The 20,124-nt window shown below is 73.4% G+C and carries 22 protein-coding genes; 17 read left to right on the top strand and 5 right to left on the bottom strand.

The window, feature by feature from the left end; translation table 11 throughout:
- Window positions 1–128: 128 nt before the first annotated feature.
- The 4 genes from CP967_RS18960 (at window position 129) to CP967_RS18975 (ending at window position 3,668) form a co-directional block, all read left to right on the top strand.
- On the top strand, window positions 129–827 hold the full coding sequence (locus CP967_RS18960) for an ABC transporter permease (RefSeq protein ID WP_150491936.1): 699 nt from the start codon (window positions 129–131) through the stop codon (window positions 825–827).
- Between the two features lie 3 nt (window positions 828–830).
- Complete coding sequence (locus CP967_RS18965; RefSeq protein ID WP_150489109.1) at window positions 831–1,505, top strand: ABC transporter permease; 675 nt, start codon at window positions 831–833, stop codon at window positions 1,503–1,505.
- Between the two features lie 52 nt (window positions 1,506–1,557).
- On the top strand, window positions 1,558–2,535 hold the full coding sequence (locus tag CP967_RS18970; protein WP_150489110.1) for an ABC transporter substrate-binding protein: 978 nt from the start codon (window positions 1,558–1,560) through the stop codon (window positions 2,533–2,535).
- A 107-nt stretch (window positions 2,536–2,642) separates the two neighbouring features.
- Window positions 2,643–3,668: a hypothetical protein gene (locus CP967_RS18975; protein ID WP_150489111.1), complete on the top strand. Its 1,026-nt coding sequence runs from the start codon at window positions 2,643–2,645 to the stop codon at window positions 3,666–3,668.
- Between the two features lie 52 nt (window positions 3,669–3,720).
- Here the strand turns inward: CP967_RS18975 and CP967_RS18980 are convergent, their stop codons facing one another.
- Entirely contained in the window at window positions 3,721–4,863 is a 1,143-nt protein-coding gene (locus CP967_RS18980) for an NADH-quinone oxidoreductase subunit D (protein ID WP_150489112.1), read from the bottom strand.
- Window positions 4,864–4,916: 53 nt separating this feature from the next.
- Window positions 4,917–5,903, bottom strand: coding sequence for an SAM-dependent methyltransferase (locus CP967_RS18985; protein ID WP_150489113.1), 987 nt, complete (start codon window positions 5,901–5,903; stop codon window positions 4,917–4,919).
- 96 nt (window positions 5,904–5,999) lie between these two features.
- Here CP967_RS18985 and CP967_RS18990 point away from each other — a divergent pair, with 96 nt between their 5' ends.
- On the top strand, window positions 6,000–7,205 hold the full coding sequence (locus tag CP967_RS18990; protein WP_150489114.1) for a sensor histidine kinase: 1,206 nt from the start codon (window positions 6,000–6,002) through the stop codon (window positions 7,203–7,205).
- 20 nt (window positions 7,206–7,225) lie between these two features.
- Complete coding sequence (locus tag CP967_RS18995) at window positions 7,226–7,900, top strand: response regulator (protein ID WP_150489115.1); 675 nt, start codon at window positions 7,226–7,228, stop codon at window positions 7,898–7,900.
- A gap of 204 nt (window positions 7,901–8,104) precedes the next feature.
- Here CP967_RS18995 and CP967_RS19000 read toward each other — a convergent pair whose 3' ends face one another.
- The gene (locus CP967_RS19000) at window positions 8,105–9,205 is read right to left on the bottom strand and encodes a DUF5937 family protein (protein ID WP_150491937.1); all 1,101 of its coding nucleotides are present in this window, start codon (window positions 9,203–9,205) and stop codon (window positions 8,105–8,107) included.
- Between the two features lie 103 nt (window positions 9,206–9,308).
- On the opposite strand from CP967_RS19000, the gene CP967_RS34070 reads away from it, so the two are divergent.
- A complete protein-coding gene (locus CP967_RS34070; protein ID WP_167535406.1) occupies window positions 9,309–9,473 on the top strand; it encodes a hypothetical protein in 165 nt (54 codons plus the stop codon).
- 81 nt (window positions 9,474–9,554) lie between these two features.
- Here CP967_RS34070 and CP967_RS19005 read toward each other — a convergent pair whose 3' ends face one another.
- Window positions 9,555–10,703, bottom strand: a complete 1,149-nt coding sequence (locus CP967_RS19005) for a threonine aldolase family protein (RefSeq protein ID WP_150489116.1) — start codon at window positions 10,701–10,703, stop codon at window positions 9,555–9,557.
- 160 nt (window positions 10,704–10,863) lie between these two features.
- On the opposite strand from CP967_RS19005, the gene CP967_RS19010 reads away from it, so the two are divergent.
- The 10 genes from CP967_RS19010 (at window position 10,864) to CP967_RS19050 (ending at window position 19,340) form a co-directional block, all read left to right on the top strand.
- A complete protein-coding gene (locus CP967_RS19010; RefSeq protein ID WP_229888609.1) occupies window positions 10,864–11,985 on the top strand; it encodes a Rossmann-like and DUF2520 domain-containing protein in 1,122 nt (373 codons plus the stop codon).
- On the top strand, window positions 11,982–12,989 hold the full coding sequence (panC, locus tag CP967_RS19015) for a pantoate--beta-alanine ligase (protein ID WP_150489117.1): 1,008 nt from the start codon (window positions 11,982–11,984) through the stop codon (window positions 12,987–12,989). Before CP967_RS19010 ends, panC begins: the two co-directional genes overlap by 4 nt.
- 1 nt (window position 12,990) lies before the next feature.
- Window positions 12,991–14,754, top strand: coding sequence for an L-aspartate oxidase (locus CP967_RS19020; RefSeq protein ID WP_150489118.1), 1,764 nt, complete (start codon window positions 12,991–12,993; stop codon window positions 14,752–14,754).
- Entirely contained in the window at window positions 14,751–15,797 is a 1,047-nt protein-coding gene (gene nadC / locus CP967_RS19025; RefSeq protein ID WP_150489119.1) for a carboxylating nicotinate-nucleotide diphosphorylase, read from the top strand. The genes CP967_RS19020 and nadC overlap by 4 nt, the downstream gene beginning before the upstream one ends.
- Complete coding sequence (locus tag CP967_RS19030; RefSeq protein WP_150489120.1) at window positions 15,797–16,594, top strand: type III pantothenate kinase; 798 nt, start codon at window positions 15,797–15,799, stop codon at window positions 16,592–16,594. The genes nadC and CP967_RS19030 overlap by 1 nt, the downstream gene beginning before the upstream one ends.
- 139 nt (window positions 16,595–16,733) lie before the next feature.
- Window positions 16,734–17,309, top strand: a complete 576-nt coding sequence (locus CP967_RS19035; protein ID WP_150491938.1) for a hypothetical protein — start codon at window positions 16,734–16,736, stop codon at window positions 17,307–17,309.
- A gap of 177 nt (window positions 17,310–17,486) precedes the next feature.
- The gene (locus CP967_RS34075) at window positions 17,487–17,657 is read left to right on the top strand and encodes a hypothetical protein (protein ID WP_167535407.1); all 171 of its coding nucleotides are present in this window, start codon (window positions 17,487–17,489) and stop codon (window positions 17,655–17,657) included.
- A gap of 177 nt (window positions 17,658–17,834) precedes the next feature.
- The gene (locus CP967_RS19040; RefSeq protein ID WP_150489121.1) at window positions 17,835–18,269 is read left to right on the top strand and encodes a BlaI/MecI/CopY family transcriptional regulator; all 435 of its coding nucleotides are present in this window, start codon (window positions 17,835–17,837) and stop codon (window positions 18,267–18,269) included.
- A 9-nt stretch (window positions 18,270–18,278) separates the two neighbouring features.
- The gene (locus CP967_RS19045) at window positions 18,279–18,860 is read left to right on the top strand and encodes an amino-acid N-acetyltransferase (RefSeq protein ID WP_268253062.1); all 582 of its coding nucleotides are present in this window, start codon (window positions 18,279–18,281) and stop codon (window positions 18,858–18,860) included.
- 144 nt (window positions 18,861–19,004) lie between these two features.
- A complete protein-coding gene (locus tag CP967_RS19050; RefSeq protein ID WP_150489122.1) occupies window positions 19,005–19,340 on the top strand; it encodes a histone-like nucleoid-structuring protein Lsr2 in 336 nt (111 codons plus the stop codon).
- On the opposite strand, the gene CP967_RS19055 is transcribed toward CP967_RS19050, so the two are convergent.
- Complete coding sequence (locus CP967_RS19055) at window positions 19,319–19,903, bottom strand: SCO3374 family protein (protein WP_150489123.1); 585 nt, start codon at window positions 19,901–19,903, stop codon at window positions 19,319–19,321. The genes CP967_RS19050 and CP967_RS19055 overlap by 22 nt on opposite strands.
- Window positions 19,904–20,124 lie beyond the last annotated feature (221 nt).

Here is a 20,124-nt window from a genome sequence, read left to right on the forward strand (position 1 = left end):
CCAGGGTGAAGTGGGTTCTGTGAAGGACATGTTGCCGGAATGCCGCAAGCCTCTGCGATTGTCGGTGGCCGGGGATAGGGTCGCCCGTGACCGGGTACCGGCGGTGGGAGAGGGAACGGGGGGAGCGGATGGCCGGGCAGGGCTGCCTGGTGGCGAACGACTGGATCTGCGGAGAGTATCTGCGCTCGCGCGGGCAGGAGTTGACCGACGCCACCCTCCAGCACGTGGGCATCACCGCGGTCTCGGTGCTGACCGGACTTCTGGTGGCATTCCCGCTGGCGCTGCTCGCCCGCCGCGGCCGGTATTTCGCCGGCCCGGTGCTGGGACTGACCACCGTGCTCTACACCGTGCCCTCGCTGGCGATGTTCTCGCTGCTGCTGCCGCTTTTCGGACTCTCGACGGCACTGGTCGTCACCGGCCTCGTCCTCTATTCGCTGACCGTTCTCGTGCGGAACATACTGGCCGGACTCGAAGCGGTGCCCCCGGAGACCAGAGAGGCCGCGAAGGGCATGGGATACGGCCCCGTACGGCTGCTCTGGGAAGTGGAACTCCCCCTCGCTCTCCCCGCGCTGACGGCCGGGGTGCGTATCGCCACGGTCTCGACCGTCGCCCTGACCACGGTGGGCTCGCTGGTCGGCAGAGGCGGGCTGGGCAACCTCATCGAGGACGCGCTGCCGAGCTTCTTCAAGGCGCAGGTGCTGACCGCGTCGGTGCTCTGCGTGCTGCTCGCGGTCGCCGCCGACCTGCTCCTGCTCGGCGTCCAGCGCCTGCTGACGCCCTGGACCCGGATACCCGGCCGGGCCGCGGCCGCCGCGAAGGCGGTCTGATCCGTGGGAGTGGTCCAGGAGGCCTTCGACTGGCTCACCACCGGCGCCAACTGGTCGGGGGAGGACGGTGCCGCGCACCGGCTCGGCGAGCACCTGTACGTCAGCGGGGCCGCCCTCGTGGTGGCCGCGGCCATCGCCCTCCCGGCCGCCCTGTACCTCGGGCACATCGGCAGGGGAGGCGCGCTCGCGGTCAACCTGACCAACGTGGGGCGGGCGGTGCCGGTCTTCGCGGTGCTGGCGCTCTTCATGATGACGCCGCTGCGCGACTCCGGCTTCCTGCCCACGGTCATCGCCCTGGTGCTGTTCGCCGTGCCGCCCCTGCTGACCAACGCCTACGTCGGGATGCGGGAGGTCGACCGGGCGGTGGTCGAGGCGGCCCGGGGCATGGGGATGTCCGGCGCCCAGCTCTTCGTACGCGTCGAACTGCCGCTGGCCTACCCGATGATCATGACCGGGCTGCGGTCCGCCGCGGTCCAGGTGGTGGCCACCGCGACGATCGCGGCCATGGTGGGCCTGGGCGGGCTCGGCCGGATCATCACCGCCGGCTTCAACACCTACGACACGGCACAGGTCTTCGCCGGAGCGGTGCTCGTCGCGTCGCTGGCCCTGGCGGTCGAGGGCGCCCTCGTCGGCCTGGACCGGCTGCTGTCCCCCGCGCGCCGGCGCAAGGCCGTCTGAAAACGGTCCCCGGACCGTACACACCCCTTTCCCCTCGCGGACGGAGAACAACATGAGCAGGACCTCGCGCACGGCCGGAGCCCTCGTCTCGGCGGCCGTACTGGCCGGGGCGCTCGCGGCCTGCGGTGGCGACAGCCTGGAGGAGAAGAACGGGACCGGCTCCGCCCCGGACGGGGACGGGAAGAAGGAGACACTCGTCGTGGGCGCCGCCGCGTTCACCGAGTCCAAGGTGCTCGCCGAGCTGTACGCGCGGATACTCGCCGACGCCGGGTACAGCACCTCCGTCACCACGGTGAAGAACCGTGAACTCTACGAACCCGCCCTGGAGAAGGGCGAGATCGACATCGTCCCGGAATACGCCGCGACCCTCGCGGAATTCCTGAACGCCAAGGTCAACGGCGCCGGCGCCGCCACAAAGAAGCCCGTCGCCTCCGGGGACACGGCGGCGACCGTGGCCGCTCTGGAGAAGCTCGCCGGGCCGCTCGGCCTGAAGGTTCTCCCCGCGGGCGGGGCGGTCGACCAGAACGCCTTCGCGGTGTCGAGGGAATTCGCCGAGAAGAACAGCCTCAGGACCCTTTCCGATCTCGGCCGTTCGAAGATCAAGGTCAAGATCGCGGCGGGGGACGAGTGCGAGATACGCCCGTTCTGCGCGCCCGGCCTGAAGAAGACCTACGGTATCGACGTCACCGGCGTCGACCCCAAGGGCGTCGGCACACCGCAGTCCAAGCAGGCCGTCGAGGACGGCAAGGTCCAACTGGTCCTCACCACCACCACGGACGCGGTACTGGACCCCTACGGACTGGTCTTCCTGGAGGACGACAAGAAGCTGCAGAACGCCGACAACGTGCTGCCGGTGGTCAATGCGAAGGACGCGGGCGCACCGGAGATCGCCGCGGCACTCGGGAAGCTCACCGGCGTACTCACCACCGAGGACCTCGCGGAACTGAACCGCAAGGTCGACGCGGAGCGCGCCAAACCGGCGGACGCGGCCCAGGAGTACCTGCTCTCGAAGGGACTGGTCGAGAAGTAGGAAATGGGCGCGGCGGGCACGCACGGAAGAGGCCGTGAGGTAACCGGCGGGGAACAGATTGCCGAGCGGCCTCCCGGGCGGCCCGCACGCACGGTAAATTTCGAGACATGCCACGAGGACGCCACCGCCATTCGCCACCCCTGCACAGAATCCTGCCGCCTTCCGTGGTGGCCGGTGTTCCGGTCGTCTGCGCGGCAGCGGCCTGGCTGACGGTGGAACCCCTGGTCCTGCGCGCCCTGGTGGCCGCCACGGCGGCGGCGGCCGTCACGGGCGCCTGGCTGATGCGCGGCTGGGACCGGGCGGCGGGGCTCCGGGTGGCCGAACTGACCCGGGCCAGGGCCAGCGACGAGTGGAAGGCCGAGGAGCGGATAGCCGAGCTCGAGTCCGGCCTCGAGGAAGCACGCGAACTGCGTACCCGGCTGGAGGCCAAGCTGCGCCGCAAGCGGGTGGAACTCGCCGGGCTGCGCGGCGAACACGCCGCCCTGCTGCGCCGCTACGCCAACGCGGAGACCGAGCGGGCCAGCGCCCTGGAGGGCCGCAGGCAGCTCGCCGTCGAGGCGTCCGCGCCCCGCGAACTCCCCGCGGCCCCCTCCACCCCCACGCCCGCCGCGTATCTGCGTGCCGCGCAGGCGCTGGAGGACCTCACCCGTAACGCCGCGCTCCAGGAGGCGCGCCGCACCGCCGAACTCGCCCGGCGGCGCGATCTGGCCGAGCGGTCCGCGGAACGCGACACGGAGGGCGACGGCCCGAAGGGGAAGCACGCGGCGGCCGCCGAGGGGGGAGCCGCCCCGCACCGCCGGCCGCCGGCCGCCCTGCCCGCGCCCCGGCCGGGGGACGCCTCCGTGCCGGCGGCCCGTGCGGTGCCCGTGGCGTCGGCCGTGGTGCCCTACGCGGCCCGCCGCCATCTCGTACCGCAGGGCAGCTTCGACTTCTTCGGTACGCAGAAGGCGGAGGAGGCGATCGAGTCCGTGCAGGACGAGGACCTCGCGGACGTGGTGGGCGAGGAGGCGCTGGCCGCGCACCGCACCGGCGCGGCCGGGGACCGTGCCGTCGGCAAGGTCATCGATCTGACCGCGCACGACGAGACCGAGCAGCTGGACCTCGGCTCCCTGCGCAGCGCGGTCTCCTCGTAACCACCGGAGCACTTCCCACGGCCCCGCCCGCCCCTGCCGGCGGGCGGGGCCGTCACTTGTCGATGTCGCCGACGACGAAGAAGAGCGACCCCAGGATCGCGACCATGTCGGCGACCAGCGTGCCCGGCAACAGCTCGGCGAGCGCCTGGATGTTGTTGTACGAGGCCGAGCGGAGCTTCAGCCGGTACGGCGTCTTCTCACCGGTGGACACCAGGTAGTAGCCGTTGATCCCGAGCGGGTTCTCGGTCCACGCGTAGGTGTGGCCCTCCGGGGCCTTCAGCACCTTGGGCAGCCGCTGGTTGACCGGGCCGGGCGCCAGGTCCGCCATCCGGTCCAGACAGGCGTCGGCCAGGTCCAGCGCGTTGTGCGTCTGTTCCAGCAGGCACTCGAAGCGGGCGAGGCAGTCGCCCTCGGTCCGGGTGACGACCTTCAGGGTGTCCCGCAGCTCGCCGTAGGCCAGGTACGGCTCGTCGCGCCGCAGGTCGAAGTCGACGCCCGAGGCACGGGCGATCGGGCCGGACACCCCGTAGGCGTGCACCGCCCCGGCGGAGAGCACGCCCACGCCCCGGGTGCGCCCCCGGAAGATCTCGTTGCCGAGGACCAGGTCGTCGTACACGTCCATCCGGGAGCGCACCGAGGCGACGGCGTCCCTGGCCCGGCCCGTCCAGCCCGCAGGCAGGTCCTCCTTGAGGCCCCCGACCCGGTTGAACATGTAGTGCATCCGGCCGCCGGACACCTCCTCCATCACCGCCTGGAGCTCCTCGCGCTCCCGGAAGGCGTGGAACATCGGGGTGATGCCGCCGAGTTCGAGGGGGTAGGAGCCGAGGAACATCAGATGGTTGAGCACCCGGTTCAGCTCGGCCAGCAGCGTCCGGGTCCAGACCGCGCGTTCGGGGACCTCCATGCCGAGCATCCGCTCGACCGCGATGACGACCCCGAGTTCGTTGGAGAACGCCGAGAGCCAGTCGTGGCGGTTGGCGAGCATGATGATCTGCCGGTAGTCGCGGGCCTCGAAGAGCTTCTCCGCACCGCGGTGCATGTAGCCGATGACGGGTTCGGCCCGCTCGACGCGTTCCCCGTCGAGTACGAGCCGGAGCCGGAGCACACCGTGCGTGGAGGGGTGCTGGGGACCGATGTTGAGCACCATGTCGGTGCTCTCTGCCGCGCCGCCGATGCCGACCGTCGTCTCCGTCATGCCGGACAGTATCCCCCCTGGGCGTCAGGCGGTGCCCGGCGGATCGAGGCCGGTCAGGGAGCCGGCCGGATCCGCTGCCGCAGCCAGCCGAAGTCGCCCAGGCCGCCGCGGGCGGTGAGTTCGGCCGCCTCGCCCGCCGAGGCCAGCGCCCGGACGTAACCCGCCGGGTCGGCCGACGCCCGGGCGAGCGGCGGCCGCTCCCCGCTGACGCCCAGCTCCCGCAGGGCGGTGCGCTGGTCCAGCAGTTCGGCGCCGTCACCGGTCCCCGCGGTGGCGGCGGCGCAGGCGTCCAGGGCGACGTGGGCCGTCACGTCGCAGCTGCCGTCCGGCACCGGGGGCACCTCGCGCCCCGCCCGGAACCCGGTGAGCGTCCCGAACGGCGGACGCGCCCCGCGTACGTGGGCGTAGTCCACCGCCACGGCCAGCCCGCCGGCCACCGCTTCGACGGCACGGGCCCAGGCCTCGTCGCGCGGGCGGCCGATCTCCGCGCGCTCGCCGGGCCGGGCGGGCGGCCACCACCGTTCCAGCCACTCGGCGTCCGCGCCCGTCACCGGGTCGCCCAGCCGCTCGGCCCCGTCCGACCGGCGGACCAGGACGTAGCGGGGCACCCCGTCCCCGTCGGCCTCGGCGACGTCGAGGGGGACGTTGTCCAGCCACTCGTTCGCGAACAGCAGTCCGTGCACCCGGGGCGGGAGCGCGCGGGACCACTCGATGTCCGGGTCGAGCGCCGGTGGCCGCGGGGCGAGTTCCACGGCGTACGCCCGCACCGACGGCGCGTCCGGAACGGCCCGCAGCGCCGCCAGCACACCGGTCAGCAGTTCGCCCCGGCCCGCCCCCACGTCCACCAGGTCGACGGTGTCCGTACCCAGTTCGAGGGCCGTCCGCGTCAGCAGCCGGGCGACGGCCGAGGCGAACAGCCCGGACGCGTGCACCGAGGTGCGGAAGTGGCCCGCGGGGCCTTCCGGACGCCGGTAGAACCCGTCTTCCCCGTACAAAGCGGTCCGAGTCGCTTCCCGCCAGCCGCACCAGTCATCCGTCACATGGGCAAGTCTCCACCTTGGGGAGTACGGTCCCAGGACCCGGATCGGCCCTTCGGCTGACCCGGCCACCGTCCGGCCCTCCCTACGCTGGGTAATGTGCAGCGCTTCTACGACTTCATCCGCAGACACCCGACGGGCGTCGACACCTTCTGGGCTGTCGTCCTCCTCGGGCTCTCCGGCATGTCCGTCGTGGGCGGGTCCGGCGACGGCCCGGAGCGGGTCGCCGCCGTGCCCGTCGCCCTCGGTCTCTGCGCCGTGGTCGCGCTGCGCCGGCGGGCACCGGAGAAGATGCTGCTGCTCGCGATCGGGACGGGTCTCGCCCAGCTGGTGCTCGGAGTGCGGCCGGACGTGGCGGACTTCGCCCTGCTGGTGATCACCTACACGGTCGCCGCGGTGGGGGAGCGCTGGGCCTCCCGGCTGGCCCTCGGGTGCAGTCTGGCCGCGGCGGGCGTCTCGCAGCTGCGCTGGCCGCCCGAGACACAGACGGGCAGCTGGGCGCAGAGCGTCTTCGTCGTCGTCGTGATGACCGTGCCCTTCGTCCTGGCCTGGGTGCTCGGCGACTCGGCGCGCACCCGGCGGGCCTACTTCAGCCAGCTGGAGGAGCGTGCCGCCCGGCTGGAGCGCGAACGCGAGGCGCAGTCCAAGGTCGCCGTGGCCGCCGAGCGCGCCAGGATCGCCCGGGAACTCCACGACGTCGTCGCGCACAACGTCTCGGTGATGGTGGTGCAGGCGGACGGTGCCGCCTATGTCATGGAGGCGTCCCCGGAACAGGCCAAGCAGGCGCTGGAGACCATTTCCGGCACCGGCCGGCAGGCGCTGGCCGAGATGCGGCGGCTGCTCGGGGTGCTGCGGACCGGTGACTCTCCCGAGGGCGGGGAGTACGTGCCCCAGCCCGACGTCGAACAGATCGAGGAGCTGATCGGCAAGGTCCGGGAAGCGGGCCTGGCGGTCGACTTCAAGATCGAGGGGACGCCGCGTCCGCTGCCGAGCGGGGTCGAACTGACCGCCTACCGCATCGTGCAGGAGGCCCTCACCAACACCCGCAAGCACGGCGGCCCCGACGCCGGCGCCAGTGTGCGGCTCGTCTACTTCGACGACGGGCTCGGGCTGCTGGTCGAGGACGACGGCCGGGGCGCCTCCCACGAGCTGTACGAGGACGGCGGGGCCGACGGCGCGGGCCACGGCATGATCGGCATGCGGGAGCGGGTCGGCATGGTGGGCGGCACGCTGGACGCGGGCCCCCGCCCCGGCGGCGGCTTCCGGATCAGCGCCCTGCTCCCCCTGAAACCCGCCAGCCAGTGACCGAAGGACAGGAATCCCCCATGGCCATCCGTGTGATGCTCGTCGACGACCAGGTGCTGCTGCGCACCGGTTTCCGGATGGTGCTCGCGGCCCAGCCGGACATGGAGGTCGTCGCCGAGGCGGGCGACGGGCAGGAGGCGATCGAGGTCCTCGGTTCGGCGGCCGTCGACGTCGTCCTGATGGATGTGCGCATGCCGAGGCTGGACGGTGTGGAGGCGACCCGGCGGATCTGCGCGCAGACCGATCCCCCCAAGGTGGTCATCCTGACCACCTTCGACCTGGACGAGTACGCGTTCTCGGGGCTGAAGGCCGGCGCCAGCGGCTTCATGCTCAAGGACGTACCGCCCGCCGAGCTGCTCTCCGCGATCCGCGCGGTGCACAGCGGCGACGCGGTGGTGGCCCCGTCCACGACCCGCCGGCTGCTGGACCGTTTCTCCCCGATGCTGCCGAGCGCCGTCGCCGGGCCCGTCAACAAGCACGTGGAGCGGTTGACCGAGCGTGAGCGCGAGGTGATGCTGCTGGTCGCCCAGGGCCTGTCGAACGGCGAGATCGCCGGCCGGCTGGTGCTGTCCGAGGCCACGGTGAAGACCCACGTCGGCCGCATCCTCACCAAGCTGGGCCTGCGCGACCGGGTGCAGGTCGTCGTGCTCGCGTACGAGAGCGGCCTGGTGCGGGCGGGCGGACAGCAGGGCTGAACAGGGCGCGGGGCTGAACAGGACAGCGGGGCTGACCGGACAGCGGGGCCGGCCGGGCAGCGGGCGGGGCTTCGCCCGCTGCGGTGCGGTGCGCGCCCGGCGGGGCCCGGCCCGGTACACGCCCGGCGGTCCGGCGCCGTACGCCCTCCGTACCCCTCCGTCCCGCGCGGTGCACCCCCCGCCCGGCGCCGTACGGCCTCCGGTTCAGCGCAGTACGCCCTCCAGGAAGTCGCTGCCCAGCCGGGCGACCACCGTCAGGTCCAGCGCGTGCAGGACGTACCGGCCCCGGCGGCGGGTGGTGACCAGGCCGGCCTTTTTGAGCACCGCCAGGTGCCGGGAGACCTCGGGCGCCGTGATGCCGTGCAACTCGGCGAGTTCACCCGTGGTGTACGGGGAACGGGCGAGGTTGCGGCACATGCGCATCCGCATGGGGTGGGCCAGGGCCTCCATCCGGAGCCGGAGCAGATCGACCGAGGCCGGGGAGGGCAGCTCGGGGCGGTGCACCGGGTAGAGGATCACCGGCCGCCAGTCCGGGGCGTGCAGCACCGTCAGGTGCGGCCAGCCGAACGTGGTGGGAAGGAGCGTCATCCCCGTCGAGGTGGCGTCGGTACGGCCCTCCGCCAGTTTGTCGACACTGAGCCTGCCGCCCTCCTCGTCGAGGGACAGGGCCGCGGAGACCGCGCCCATGGCCGCCGCGAGGCCCTTGTGCCGCAGCACCTCCGTCTTGTGCCGGGCGTCGGCCGCCAGCTGGATCCTGGCCCGCTGCCAGGTGGCGGCGAAGAACGCCTGGTCGCAGTCCTCGAACAGGCGCCTGATCCAGCCCCGTACGGAAGCCGGGTCGTCGAGGAGCCGCCGGCTGAACTCCACCTGCCGGGGCCCCCTGGCCGCCGCCGTCTCCAGCGCCTGGGACCGGGATTCCGCGTCGGAGAGCGGGGACAGCCCCCCTGCCCCGTACACACCGGCGCAGACGAACTCCAGGGCCGCGGAGACGAACCGCTCGTCGTCGAGCCCGTCCAGGATGTCCAGGTCCTCGGCAAGGGTCGTACCGGGCCTGGCGTCCGTGCCCCGGACACCGGCGAACGGCATGAAGATGTCGGAGAAGGTGTTCCGCCAGAGGAAATCCGCCTCGCTCATCCGGTCCGCGAGGTCCGGCTCCAGCGACGCGGACGTGGCGGTGACCCAGCCGTGCAGCCCCGGATGGTGGCCCGGTTCGGAGAGCGCGTGCAGGGCCAGCCCCAGCTCGGCGAGGGGAGAGGTTCCGAAAACGATGCGCTCCGGGGGCAGCCCCGTGATGTCGATGTGCACACTCACCCCTCCATGGTGGGGGCACCGGACCGCTGGACCAGCCCGTTTGACGGGCCGCGTCAATCCACGCCCCGGCCGGCCGGGGCGGAGCCACGCTGGAGACATGGACACCGTTCAGCAGCAGATCCTCGACAGCTACCGCGCCGCCCGGCACGGCGACGTACCGCCGCCCCCGCCCGGCCGCCACGAAGCGGAGGTCCTGCGCTCCCTCCTCGGGCGCCTCCTGGCCCCCGGCCCGCGCGGCCCCGGCCCGCCGCCGCGCGGCTGAGCGCCCCGTACGGCAGAGCCCTCCGGCCGGCGCCTCCCTCCGGGCCCCGCCCGGTGCCTCACCCCGGGCGGGGCCCGGTGCTCACTCCAGGCGGGACACGAACCCCGCCACGGCGTCCCGCACGTCGCGGGCGGTCCACTCCAGCCCCGGTGCGGCGACCGTGACCTCGGTGTACGACAGACCGGGCGGCCCCGCGGCGGCCGGGAACCAGCGGCGGAACAGCGCCACCCCGGTCTCCTCCGCCTGCCGTACGGACGCCTCGTCCAGTACCTCGGGCGGGTACGGCAGCCACACCTGGAACTGATGGGTGTGGGGCGGGTCGGGGTGTACGCGGAAGAACGGCACCCCGCTGTCCGCGAGCCCCTTCGCCAGCGCGGCGGCGACCAGCTTCGCGTGGCCCACGTAGGACGGCAGCCTCGGGAGCTCCCTCTCCAGGCCCAGCAGGGCGGCCAGGGCGGCCGGGTACTGCTGGTAGAGCTGCCCGCCGTAGCGGTGGCGCCAGGTCCTGGCCTCCTCGACCAGCGTGGCGGGCCCGGCGAGCACCGCGCCGGACATCCCGCCCAGGGACTTGTAGAAGGAGACGTACAAGCTGTCCGCGAGCGCGGCGGTCTCCGCAGGGCCCCGCCCCAGATGGGGACCGCACTCCCAGAGCCGGGCCCCGTCCAGGTGCACCACCGCGTCGCGGTCCCGGGCCGCGGCCGCCACGGCCTCCAGCTCCTCCCACGAGGGCAGCACGAAACCGGCGTCCCGCAAGGGAAGTTCCAGCATCAGGGTGCCGAACCGCTCGGGGAAGTCATGGATCTCGTCGGCCGTGGGCAGCCGGGGCCGGGTCGTCGGGTGCACCGTGCGCAGCCCGCTCACCGCCGTCAGCGCGCCCCCTTCGCGCAGCTCGGGGTGGGCGAGGGGATGCAGGGCCACGACCGGGTCGCCCGTGCATGCCGCCCAGCACCGCAGCGCGACCTGCTGCGCCATCGTCCCGGTCGGGAAGAAGGCCGCGGCCTCCATGCCCAGCAGGTCCGCGGTCCGCCGTTCCACCTCCGCGACGACCCCGCCGCCGTAGGCGTCCGTCCACTCGTCCGGGGCGTGGACCGTGCCGGCGTCGGCGGCCAGTGAGGCCAGGACCTCGGCCAGGGTGCGGTCGCCGGGGGGCCGGGACAGCACCTTCGCCGACCGCCGCCACGCGGCCAGCCTGCGGTGCTGCCGCTGTTCATGTACGTCGCTCTCTGCCATGGGACGATCATTCCTCCGGTGGTCCGCCGGTGCCGGCATCCCCCGCGCGCGGAGTTGTCCACAGGCTGTGGACGGCCGGGGGTGCCGGACAGGGGCTGGCGTAGCATTCAGAGAAGTCGTCCGGTACCCCCTGCGGACTGGAACGGAAGGCCACCGCCCCGTGAACGCATCAGTTTCCAAGGAGCCCCTCGACGCGAGGGACCGCCCCGCCCGCCTGACCGTGGGCGTCGTCGGCGCGGGCCGCGTCGGACCCGCGCTCGCCGCCTCGCTGAGGCTCGCCGGGCACCGCCCGGTGGCCGTCTCCGGGGTCTCCGACGCCTCGGTGCGCCGGGCGGCGGCTCTGCTGCCCGGCGTCCCCCTGGTCACCCCCGCCGAGGTCCTGGCACGGGCCGAGCTGGTGCTGCTGACCGTCCCGGACGACGCCCTGCCGGGCCTGGTCGAGGGCCTGGCCGCGACCGGCGCCGTCCGGCCGGGGCAGCTGCTCGTCCACACCTCCGGGCGGTACGGCACCGGGGTCCTGGACCCCGCCCGGCGCGCCGGGGCCCTGCCGCTCGCCCTGCACCCGGTGATGACCTTCACCGGCACCACCGTCGACGTCCAGCGGCTGGCCGGCTGCTCCTTCGGGGTCACCGCCCCCGAGGAGCTCCAGCTCGCCGCCGAGGCGCTCGTCATCGAGATGGGCGGCGAACCGGAGCGGATCGCCGAGGAGGCCAGGCCGCTCTACCACGCGGCCCTCGCCCTCGGGGCGAACCACCTGGTCACCCTGGTCGCCCAGGCCATGGAACTGCTCCGCGGGGCCGGGGTGGGCGCACCCGACCGGATGCTCGGACCGCTCCTCTCGGCCGCCCTCGACAACGCCCTGCGCTCCGGCGACGCGGCGCTGACGGGCCCCGTCGCCCGCGGGGACGCGGGCACCGTGGCCGCGCACATACACGAGCTGCGTACACACGCCCCGCAGACGGTGGCCGGATACCTGGCCATGGCCCGCGCCACGGCCGACCGGGCGTTGGACCACGGCCTGCTCAAGCCGGAGTTCGCCGAGGACCTCCTGGAGGTCCTCTCGGACCGCGCGAACGGCGTGCCCGGCCGCCCGGACGGGCATTCCGCCCGAGGCGGACGGAGCCGCCCGGACGAGGACGGCCGGGACGCGGGGGACGCCCCGCACAGCGAGGACGGCCGGGACCGGAAGAGCGGCCCGGACGACGAGGACGGCCGGGACCGGAAGAGCGGCCCGGACCAGGAGAACGGCCCGGAGGAGTCCGGGCCGGGAGAGAGCCGATGACCACCGCACCCGCCACCCTGCTGCCCACCGCCGCCGCGCTGCACGCCCTGGACCGGCCCGCCGGCGCACGGCGCGCCGTCGTGATGACCATGGGCGCCCTCCACGACGGCCACGCCACCCTGATCCGCGCGGCCCGGGACGCCGTGGGCCCCGGGGGCCAGGTCGTCGCCACCGTCTTCGTGAACCCGCTGCAGTTCGGTGAGGCCGCCGACCTGGAGCGCTACCCCCGCACCCTCGACGCCGACCTCGCCGTGGCCGGCCGGGCCGGGGCCGACGCGGTCTTCGCCCCCTCCGTCGACGAGGTCTACCCCGGCGGCGACCCGCAGGTCAGGATCACCGCAGGCCCCATGGGCGAGCGGCTGGAGGGCGCCGCCCGCCCCGGCCACTTCGACGGCATGCTCACCGTCGTCGCCAAGCTGCTCCACCTCACCCGGCCCGACGAGGCGTTCTACGGTCAGAAGGACGCCCAGCAGCTGGCACTGATCCGCCGCATGGCACGGGACCTGAACTTCGGTGTCGGCATCACCGCCGTGCCCACGGTCCGCGACCCGGACGGCCTCGCGCTCTCCAGCCGCAACCGCTTCCTGAGCCCCGGGGAGCGGCGTACCGCGCTGGCCCTGTCCCGGGCGCTGTTCGCGGCCCGCGACCGGCTGGCCGCGCAGCAGGCGCTGCACGCCCGCGCCCACGCCGTACAGCCCGGCAACGACCGGGCGGCCGGGCTCACCCGGCTCGGCGAGGCCCGGCTGGCGGCCGACGCGCAGGCGGTGGCGCTGGCCCGGCCGGCCGTGGAGGCCGGCGCGGTGCGCGCCGCCGCGCAGGCCGTGCTGGACGAGGCGGCCGGGGAGCCGGTGCCGCTCCACCTCGACTACCTGGCGCTCGTCGACCCCGCGGACTTCACCGAGCTCCCCGACGACCGTGCCGAGGGCGAAGCGTTCCTCGTCGTCGCCGCGCGGGTGGGCTCCACCCGTCTGATCGACAACATCCCGCTGAACCTCGGAGTCTGACGTGACCGGAATACGGCTGACCGCCCCCGCCCCGGGCTGGTCCATCGAAGCGGACGTGGTCGTCGTCGGCTCCGGCGTGGCGGGTCTCACCACGGCCCTGCGCTGTGCGGCGGCCGGCCTCGCCACCGTCGTCGTCACCAAGGCCCGGCTGGACGACGGGTCCACCCGCTGGGCGCAGGGCGGCATCGCCGCGGCGCTGGGCGAGGGCGACACCCCCGAACAGCACCTGGACGACACCCTGGTCGCCGGAGCCGGGCTGTGCGACGAGACCGCGGTGCGGACCCTGGTCACCGAGGGCCCCGGCGCGGTGCGCCGGCTGATCGGTACCGGCGCCCGGTTCGACACGAACGACTCCGGCGCCATCGCCCTGACCCGCGAGGGCGGCCACCACCGCCGCCGTATCGCGCACGCGGGCGGCGACGCGACGGGCGCGGAGATCTCCCGCGCCCTGGTCGGGGCGGTCCGTGCCGCCGCCCTGCGCACCATCGAGAACGCCCTGGTCCTCGACCTGCTCACCGACGCCGAAGGCCGTACGGCGGGCGTCACCCTGCACGTCATGGGCGAGGGCCAGCACGACGGGGTCGGCGCCGTCCACGCCCCGGCGGTGGTCCTCGCCACCGGAGGCATGGGACAGGTCTTCTCCTCCACCACCAACCCCCCCGTCTCCACCGGTGACGGGGTCGCGCTCGCGCTGCGGGCCGGCGCGGAGGTCTCCGACCTGGAGTTCGTCCAGTTCCACCCGACGGTCCTGTTCCTCGGGGCGGACCGAGAGGGGCAGCAGCCGCTGGTCTCCGAGGCGGTACGCGGAGAGGGCGCCCACCTCGTGGACGCCCAGGGCACCCGCTTCATGCTCGGGCAGCACGAACTCGCCGAGCTGGCCCCCCGCGACGTCGTCGCCAAGGCCATCACCCGGCAGATGCACCTGCACGGCACCGAGCACATGTACCTCGACGCCCGCCACTTCGGTGCCGCCATGTGGGAGCGGCGCTTCCCGACGATCCTGGCCGCCTGCCGCGCCCACGGCATCGACCCGGTCACCGAGCCGGTACCGGTGGCGCCCGCCGCGCACTACGCCTCGGGCGGGGTCCGGACGGACCTCAGGGGCCGTACGACGGTCCCCGGCCTGTACGCCTGCGGGGAGACCGCCTGCACCGGTGTGCACGGCGCGAACCGGCTGGCGTCCAACTCCCTCCTGGAGGGACTGGTCTTCGCCGAGCGCATCGCGGACGACATCGTGGCGGCGGGTCCCAGGGAGCGGCCGGTGCCGGCCCCCCGCGGTGCCGGGGACCCGGCGCCGGTCCCGCTGCTGGCCGCCGAGTCGCGCACCGAGATCCAGCGGATCATGACCCGGGGCGCCGGAGTCATCCGCTCCGCCGAGGGCCTCGCCGCCGCGGCCGGACAGCTGGAGGAGCTCCGGCGCACCGCCGAGGCCGCCGGTGAGGAGCCGGGCGCCGCCAAGGACGCGGTCCCCGGAGTGGAGGCGTGGGAGGCCACCAACCTGCTCCTCGTCTCCCGGGTCCTGGTCGCCGCCGCCCGGCAGCGTGAGGAGACCCGCGGCTGCCACTGGCGCGAGGACCGGCCCGACCGTGACGACACCGAGTGGCGCCGCCACATCATCGTCCGTACCGCCCCCGGCCGGCAGCCGGCCGTGAGCCGCACGGACACCGCCGCGTTCCCGCCCGTACGCCCCGCGGGCCGGGCGGAGGCCGCCGCACCCAGCACCCCGAACCACCCCGCCGACGCCCCTCAGGAGCCGCAGCCGTGAGCACGCCCGAAGAGAACCCCCGCCCCACCCCCGTGGACGTACCGCTGATCCACATCGGTGCCGCCCCCGAGGCGTCCGGCGGCTGCGGTGACGGCTGCGGCTGCGGCGGTTACGACGCCGACGCCCTGGAATGCGGGCTGGACCCGGCGCTCGCTCAGCTCCTCGCCGACTCCGGCCTGGACCCGGTGCAGATCGAGGACATCGCCCATGTCGCGATCGAGGAGGACCTGGACGGCGGGGTGGACGTGACGACCGTGGCGACCGTCCCCGAGGACGCGGTCGCCACCGGTGACTTCACCGCCCGTGAGGCCGGTGTGGTCGCTGGCCTGCGCGTGGCCGAGGCCGTCCTGTCCATCGTGTGCACGGACGAGTTCGAGGTCGAGCGGCACGTCGAGGACGGCGACCGCGTCGTACCGGGCCAGAAGCTGCTCACCGTCACCACCCGCACCCGCGACCTGCTCACCGGCGAGCGCAGCGCGCTGAACCTGCTCTGCCGCCTCTCCGGCATCGCGACCGCCACCCGGGCCTGGGCCGACGTCCTCCAGGACACCAAGGCACGGGTGCGGGACACCCGCAAGACGACCCCGGGGCTGCGCGCGCTGGAGAAGTACGCGGTGCGCTGCGGCGGGGGCGTCAACCACCGGATGTCGCTGGTGGACGCGGCCCTCGTCAAGGACAACCACGTGATCGCGGCAGGCGGTGTGGCCGAGGCGTTCACGCGTGTGCGGGCCGCCTTCCCCGAGCTGCCGATCGAGGTCGAGGTCGACACCCTGCGGCAGGTCGGCGAGGTGCTGGAGGCGGGCGCCGACCTGATCCTGCTGGACAACTTCACCCCGGCCCTGACCGCCGAGGCGGTGGCGCTCGTCGGCGGCCGCGCGGTACTGGAGTCCTCGGGCCGGCTCACCCTGGACACGGCTCGCGCCTACGCCGAGGCGGGCGTCGACTACCTGGCCGTCGGGGCGCTCACCCACTCCTCGCCGATCCTCGACATCGGCCTGGACTTCCGTGACGCCGAGGGCCAGGCCGACGGGACCGGCGTCTGATGCTGCTCACCATCGACGTCGGCAACTCGCACACGGTCCTCGGGCTGTTCGACGGGGAGGAGATCGTCGAGCACTGGCGTATCTCCACCGACGCCCGGCGTACCGCGGACGAACTGGCCGTACTGCTCCAGGGGCTCATGGGGATGCACCCGCTGCTCGGGATGGAGCTGGGCGACGGCATCGAGGGCATCGCGATCTGCTCCACCGTCCCCGCCGTCCTGCACGAACTCCGCGAGGTCACCCGCCGTTACTACGGCGACGTCCCGGCCGTCCTGGTGGAGCCGGGTGTCAGGACGGGGGTGCCGATCCTCATGGACAACCCGAAGGAGGTCGGCGCGGACCGCATCGTCAACGCGGTCGCCGCGGTCGAGCTCTACGGCGGTCCGGCGATCGTCGTCGACCTCGGCACGGCCACCACCTTCGACGCGGTCTCCGCCCGGGGCGAGTACACGGGCGGTGTGATCGCGCCCGGTATCGAGATCTCGGTGGAGGCCCTCGGGGCCAAGGGCGCCCAGCTCCGCAAGATCGAGCTGGCCAGGCCGCGCAGCGTGATCGGCAAGAACACCGTCGAGGCCATGCAGTCCGGCATCGTGTTCGGCTTCGCCGGCCAGATCGACGGGGTCGTCGAGCGGATGAAGAAGGAGCTGGCGGCCGACCCGGACGACGTCACCGTCATCGCGACGGGGGGCCTTGCTCCGATGGTGTTGGGAGAGTCCTCCGTCATCGACGAGCACGAGCCCTGGCTGACGCTGATCGGACTGCGCCTGGTGTACGAACGCAACATCGCCCGTACCTAGGCGACCGGGCGGTCACCTGCGGGAACAGCCCGGCGGCCGGGGTGGAAACGCCGCGCCGCCGGGCGGCCCGTTAAGCCGATTTTGTCCATTTAGCACGTATTGTCAGGCCATGCCCACGCCCTACGGATCACGCGGCGGCATGGCGTTCGGTGCGGACGAGCTGCGGGTGCTCCGACGCGCTCTCGCCCATGCCCTCCACTCCACGCCCCTGCCGGAAGAGGATGTCCAGGACTGTCTGCGGCTCGCGGACCGCGTGGACGAGGTGGCGCGCGAGGCGGGCAGGCTCCGCGCCTTCCTCCTCGCCGACCTCGCCCGCTACCGGGAAGCGCTGCCCGGCTCGCTCAGCGGCTATCTGGAGCTGCTGCAGGACGCCCTCGCCGCCGGCTACGACCCCCGCCCCGAGGACCTCGCGGCCCTGCGTGCCCTGCGCGGCGGCCCGGACGCCGCGGCGCTCCTGGAGCGCTGCCAGGTGATCGCGGAACGCTCGGTCCGGGCCCGCCTCGCCGGGCACCCGGCACCGTCCGCGCCGGCCCCCCGCAGCCGGCTCCTGGCCCTGCCCGGCGGCCGGGCCGCCGCCGGACCGGAGCACCCGAAGACGCCGGCGGGCCCGGACGCGCCCGCCCGCCCGAGGCCGGCGCCCAAGCCCTCGGAGGTCTTCCCGCCGCGCCGCCGCCCGGCTCCGGCGCCCCCGTCGGAGGAGCGGGCCGTGTCCTGACACGGCCGCGCACGGGAGGCGGCCCGCCCCTGAGGGCCGCCGCCTCCCGGCGGGCGGTGCGGGCTCTGGCGGCCGGGAGGCCGGGCCGGGCCCGCGCTCCCGGCCGCACGGCGGAACCCGGCCGTGTCCGAGGGGTCCCCGCAGGGGCCCGGACGCCCCACTCGCTACCCTGGGGCCATGGACTACGTATCCGCGCTCGTGCCCCCCGTGGTGATGGCCGTCTTCTTCATCGGTCTCGTCGTGACGATCATCAAGAGCCAGGGCGGCCCGAACAAGAACAAGGAAGACGCGGCCGTGGACGCGGCCATGGCCCGGGCGGAGTCGGGCTCGCGGACCGAAGGCGCCTGAGGGCCCCGACCTCCCTCCCGCCCGGAGCCCCGAGGGCGGAGAACGGCCCGGCGGGCAGCACGCCCGGTCCGGGCCCGGCACGCGGGGCGCACGGCTCCTGAGGGGCCGCGCGCCCTTTTTTCATGTCCCGCGCGCCAGAAATGCCCTGTTTGCGACGTCTGGCACTAGGGTGGCGCTGTGCCCCGCCCATTGGGAGAGCTGGAAGACGCCGTGATGACACGGGTCTGGCAATGGAACCGCCCGGTCACCGTGCGGGAAGTTCTCGAGGACCTTCAGCAGGAGAGGTCCATCGCATACACGACCGTGATGACGGTAATGGACAATCTCCATCAGAAGGGCTGGGTGCGCCGGGAAGTGGACGGCCGGGCTTATCGATATACGGCCGTCTCCACCCGCGCCGCCTACTCCGCCGCACTGATGAACGAAGCCTGGTCGCGCAGTGACAACCCGGCCGCCGCGCTGGTCGCGTTCTTCGGCATGATGTCCGCCGGGCAGCGTGAAGCACTTCAGGACGCCATGCGCATCGTCGCGCCGGGGCTCCTGGAAGAGCGGACGGACGCCGCGGGGGGCGAGGCACCCGCCGATGAAGCGCCGCCGGAGTCCGGGCGATAGCGTCGGGGGATGTCCTCCGAGCAGCCGCAAACCGATCCTCCCACCGTCCCGGACCCCGATTTCCGTACCGACCCGTCGGTAAAAGGGGTGGCCATCACCGTCCGGCGCGCCAGGACGGGCGATGTGGCGGCCGTACGCGGCCTGCTCGACGGCTACGTACGCGAAGGCATCCTCCTCGACAAAGCGACGGTGACGCTTTACGAGGACATCCAGGAGTTCTGGGTCGCCGAACGCGACGAGGACGCGCGGGTCATCGGCTGCGGCGCACTCCATGTGATGTGGGAAGACCTCGCCGAAGTGCGCACTCTCGCCGTCGACCACGCCATCAAGGGCGCCGGGGTGGGGCACCAAGTTCTCGACAAGCTGTTGCAGACCGCGCGCTGGCTGGGCGTCCGCAGGGTTTTCTGCCTCACCTTCGAAGTGGACTTCTTCGCGAAGCACGGCTTCACCGAGATCGGCGAGACGCCGGTCGACGGAGATGTCTACAGCGAGCTGCTGCGTTCCTATGACGAGGGTGTCGCGGAGTTCCTGGGTCTCGAACGAGTGAAACCGAACACCTTGGGCAACACCCGGATGCTTCTGCACCTGTGAACGGCGGGCGGCGCCGGAACCCTATGTCCGAATCGCGCATGTTTCCCGCGTTCTTGAGCTCCTGAACCTCTCCCAGGGGTTTGTGTTTTCCGAGGAAAAGCGGTTTCCTTTCCGCGTACTGCATTTTCGATGAAAGGAAATCCGGTGGCGCAGAAGGTTCAGGTCCTTCTTGTCGATGACCTCGACGGTGGCGAGGCGGACGAGACGGTGACGTTCGCTCTGGACGGCAAGACCTACGAGATCGACCTCACCACGAGCAACGCGGACAAGCTCCGTGGTCTTCTCGAGCCGTACACCAAGAGCGGCCGTCGTACCGGTGGCCGCGCGGCGACCGGCCGCGGCAAGGGCCGTGCCGTTCAGGGTGGCAACAAGGACACCGCCGAGATCCGCAAGTGGGCCCGCGAGAACGGCCACAACGTGAATGACCGCGGCCGTGTTCCGGCCGATGTCCGTGAGGCTTACGAGAAGGCCCACGGCTGATCTGCCGACCGGCCGGCCGTCAGGTGCGTCCGGGCGAGCGTGAGCCGGGCTCGGTGGCATTCCGTCGCCACCACGTCCACGAGCCGTACGAGATCGGGAGTACCCCCACCGCTGCTCCCGAAGCAGGCCGGTGCGGGGAGCGTCCGCTCCACGGCCCGGCGCGGTCCGGGGGGGCGCAGCCAGCGTGCGGCCCCCGGCGGGCCCCCGGCGGCGCCCGGGGGGACGGGAGCCGTGATGTGCCCACCGGCACCGATCACGGACAGGCCGAGCGCGATCTGGCCCCATTCGAGCCAGTCGAGCAGTTCCGGGACCTCATCGGCGGCCCCGGGGGCCACCAGCAGCCACATCCGCCGCCCCGCCAGGGCCACCGGGCCCGTGCGCCCCACCCGGCGCAGGACCGCGTGTCCCGCCACGGCGGGCAGATCGAGCACGTCGAAGCTCAGCCCCGTCGGCAGCCGTACCGGCGCGGTGCCCGCCGTGGCCCAGCCGAGCTCGTGTGCGTACCACCGCGCGTGGTCGCCGGTCCCGTACGAGGAGCGGGGAGGCGGAAGGGTGAGGGCCATGCCCGATGAACCGCCGGCCCCCACCCGGGGTTACGCAGGGTTGCGGCGCGGGCGCTCTTCGTGTACGGGGCGTGGAGCGGCGCGGATGTCCGCGCGTACCAACTTGTTCGCCCGTAGCGGAGGGAACGGGGGTGTGCCGCATGGACTGTCGGTGGGTGCGGGTAAGACATCCCTAGTGGGAAGGGGGCGACACGCGGGCAAAAGCGTCTCACGTTCGCCAT

This window comes from Streptomyces nitrosporeus (genome assembly GCF_008704555.1).
Classification (GTDB): Bacteria; Actinomycetota; Actinomycetes; order Streptomycetales; family Streptomycetaceae; genus Streptomyces; species Streptomyces nitrosporeus.

Bases quoted from the DNA above. Each gene is read 5' to 3' on its own strand.
- CP967_RS18960 (WP_150491936.1), top strand. From the start codon at position 129: ATGGCCGGGCAGGGCTGCCTGGTGGCGAACGACTGGATCTGCGGAGAG.
- CP967_RS18975 (WP_150489111.1), top strand. From the start codon at position 2,643: ATGCCACGAGGACGCCACCGCCATTCGCCACCCCTGCACAGAATCCTG.
- CP967_RS18995 (WP_150489115.1), top strand. From the start codon at position 7,226: ATGGCCATCCGTGTGATGCTCGTCGACGACCAGGTGCTGCTGCGCACC.
- CP967_RS19005 (WP_150489116.1), bottom strand. From the start codon at position 10,703: ATGGCAGAGAGCGACGTACATGAACAGCGGCAGCACCGCAGGCTGGCC.
- CP967_RS19035 (WP_150491938.1), top strand. From the start codon at position 16,734: ATGGCGTTCGGTGCGGACGAGCTGCGGGTGCTCCGACGCGCTCTCGCC.
- CP967_RS34075 (WP_167535407.1), top strand. From the start codon at position 17,487: ATGGACTACGTATCCGCGCTCGTGCCCCCCGTGGTGATGGCCGTCTTC.
- CP967_RS19045 (WP_268253062.1), top strand. From the start codon at position 18,279: ATGTCCTCCGAGCAGCCGCAAACCGATCCTCCCACCGTCCCGGACCCC.
- CP967_RS18970 (WP_150489110.1), top strand. From the start codon at position 1,558: ATGAGCAGGACCTCGCGCACGGCCGGAGCCCTCGTCTCGGCGGCCGTA.
- CP967_RS34070 (WP_167535406.1), top strand. From the start codon at position 9,309: ATGGACACCGTTCAGCAGCAGATCCTCGACAGCTACCGCGCCGCCCGG.
- CP967_RS18980 (WP_150489112.1), bottom strand. From the start codon at position 4,863: ATGACGGAGACGACGGTCGGCATCGGCGGCGCGGCAGAGAGCACCGAC.
- CP967_RS19055 (WP_150489123.1), bottom strand. From the start codon at position 19,903: ATGGCCCTCACCCTTCCGCCTCCCCGCTCCTCGTACGGGACCGGCGAC.
- CP967_RS19030 (WP_150489120.1), top strand. From the start codon at position 15,797: ATGCTGCTCACCATCGACGTCGGCAACTCGCACACGGTCCTCGGGCTG.
- panC (WP_150489117.1), top strand. From the start codon at position 11,982: ATGACCACCGCACCCGCCACCCTGCTGCCCACCGCCGCCGCGCTGCAC.